This window comes from Roseomonas sp. 18066, from assembly GCF_902706185.1.
Taxonomy (GTDB): domain Bacteria; phylum Pseudomonadota; class Alphaproteobacteria; order Acetobacterales; family Acetobacteraceae; genus Pseudoroseomonas.
On record NZ_CACSJM010000289.1, the window covers coordinates 1 to 2,523 of the forward strand.

The 2,523-nt window shown below is 73.4% G+C and carries 2 protein-coding genes; both read left to right on the forward strand.

What is annotated here, in order from left to right; genetic code table 11:
- The first annotated feature begins 73 nt into the window (after positions 1 to 73).
- Positions 74 to 2,176, forward strand: coding sequence for a PAS domain-containing sensor histidine kinase (locus GVN67_RS28705; RefSeq protein WP_160000715.1), 2,103 nt, complete (start codon positions 74 to 76; stop codon positions 2,174 to 2,176).
- 47 nt (positions 2,177 to 2,223) lie between these two features.
- On the forward strand, positions 2,224 to 2,523 hold a 300-nt coding region (locus GVN67_RS28710), incomplete at its 3' end, for an ATP-binding protein (RefSeq protein WP_200845443.1).

Genomic DNA, 2,523 nt, shown 5'->3' on the forward strand with positions numbered 1-2,523 from the left:
TCTCGTGGGCTCGACGATGTGTATAACACACAGCTCCCCTCCTGCCACCTGCCCGGGCCGCTTGATCAGACCGATGGATTGCGCCGCGTCTCCCGAGCCTGGCCCGCTGCCGCCACGGCTCCGCTTCCTGGCCGGCGGTGGCCGGGCCACCCGCCTGATCCTCGATCGCGACTGGTCGGCGCATCCGCTGGGCCCGCCCGAGGCCTGGCCGGAGGCGCTGAAGGCCACCCTCAGCACCGTGCTGAACTCGCCCGAATCGATGATCCTCTGCTGGGGCCGCGACGAGCTTTCCTTCTTTTTCAACGAGACCTATTTCCCGCTGCTGGGCCCCCGGCTGGCCTGGGCCATGGGGTCGCCCTTCCGCGAGGTCTGGGCCGATGGCTGGGCCCAGGCGAAGCCGATCATCGACGACGCCTTCGCCGGCCGCAGCCAGCGCTTCACCGACCTGCCCTGGAAGCTCGGCACCGACCGCGGCGCGGCGGAGACCTGGTTCACCTTCTCCTATTCGCGCATCCTCGACGCGGCGGGCGAGGTCGCCGGCCTGTTCATCCTGACCAACGAGACCACGGCGCGGGTGCTGGCCGACCAGGCGCTGGCCCGCAACCAGGCCAGCCTGCGCGCCCTGAACGAGACGCTGGAGGCCCAGGTCGCCGAGCGCACCGCCGAGCGCGACGCGATCTGGAACGCCTCGCAGGAGCTGCTGGGCGTCGCCGACGCGCAAGGCATCTGGCGCAGCGTCAACCCGGCCTGGACCGCGACGCTGGGCTGGCAGCCGGAGGAGATCATCGGCCGCACCTCGGAATGGCTGGAGCATCCCGTCGACCGCGCCCGCACCCGCGGCGAGGTGGCCGATCTCGCCGGCGGCAAGCGCACCATCGATTTCGAGAACCGCTTCCGCGCCCGCGACGGCCGCTACCGCACCCTGTCCTGGAGCGCGGTGTCGATCGAGGGCAAGCTCTATTGCTCGGCCCGCGACGTCACCGAGCAGCGCGCCGCCGCCGCCCTGCTGGCCGAGGCCGAGGACCAGCTGCGGCAGAGCCAGAAGATGGAGGCGGTGGGCCAGCTGACCGGCGGCATCGCGCATGACTTCAACAACCTGCTGACCGGCATCACCGGCAGCCTGGAGCTGCTGGCGACCCGCATGGCGCAGGGCCGGATGGCCGAGGTCGACCGCTATGTCGCCGCCGCCCAGGGGGCGGCGATGCGGGCGGCCAGCCTGACGCACCGGCTGCTGGCCTTCTCCCGCCGGCAGACGCTGGACCCGCGGCCGACCGACGTGAACGGCCTGGTCGCCGGCATCGAGGAGCTGGTCCGCCGCACCGTGGGCCCCGCCGTCGTCGTCGAGGTGGCCGGCGCGGCCGGGCTGTGGCCGGTGCGGGTCGACCCGCCGCAGCTGGAGAACGCGCTGCTCAACCTGTGCATCAATGCCCGCGACGCCATGCCGGAGGGCGGGCGGCTGACCATCGAGACGGAGAATTGCTGGCTCGACCCGCGCGCCGCCGCCGAGCGCGACCTGCCGCCGGGCGACTATATCGCGCTCAGCGTGTCCGACACCGGCATGGGGATGGCGCCGGAGGTGGCGGCCCGCGCCTTCGACCCCTTCTTCACCACCAAGCCGCTGGGGCAGGGCACCGGGCTCGGCCTGTCGATGATCTATGGCTTCGCCCGGCAATCCGGCGGCCAGACGCGGATCTATTCGGAGCCCGGCCAGGGCTGCCGGGTCCGCCTCTACCTGCCGCGGCACCGCGGCGCCGCCGTGGCGGCCGAGCCGCTGCCGGCGCTGTCCGCCGCGCCGCGCGCCGGGCTGGGCGAGACGGTGCTGGTGGTCGATGACGAGCCCACCGTGCGCATGCTGGTGGCCGAGGTGCTGCAGGAGCTCGGCTATGCCGCCATCGAGGCGGTCGATGGCGCCACCGGGCTGGAGGTGCTGCGCTCGGCCGCGCGGATCGACCTGCTGGTCACCGATGTCGGCCTGCCCGGCGGCATGAACGGGCGGCAGATGGCCGATGCGGCGCGGGTCGGCCGGCCCGGGCTGAAGGTGCTGTTCATCACCGGCTTCGCCGAGACGGCGGTGGTCGGCGACGGCCACCTGGCGCCGGGGATGCATGTGATGACCAAGCCCTTCGCCATGGAGGCGCTGGCGCGCCGGATCCGGGCGCTGATCGGCGGCGGCTGAGGCCGGAAGCGCGCGACAACCCCGCCGCTTCATGCGATGCAGGCGGCATGCGCGACTTTTTCTCCCTCGACCTGCCGGCCCTGCCGCATGCCATCGCGGTGGCCCGCGCCGCCGCCGCCGCCCTGGCCGCCGAGCTGGCGCTGGCCGAGGCCCGCGCCACCCGGCTGGAGCTGGCGCTGGAGGAGACGGTGGCCAATGCCGTCCACCATGCCTATCCCGATGGCCGCCCCGGCCGGCTGCGCGTCTCGGCCCGGCAGGAGGGCAGCGCGCTGGTGCTGCGCGTGCAGGATTGGGGGGTGCCCTATCATCTGGGGCCGGCGGGGGCGGCCATCGGGATAGGCATGGTG

Coding starts and splice junctions, on each gene's coding strand:
- GVN67_RS28705 (WP_160000715.1), top strand. CDS start 74: ATGGATTGCGCCGCGTCTCCCGAGCCTGGCCCGCTGCCGCCACGGCTC.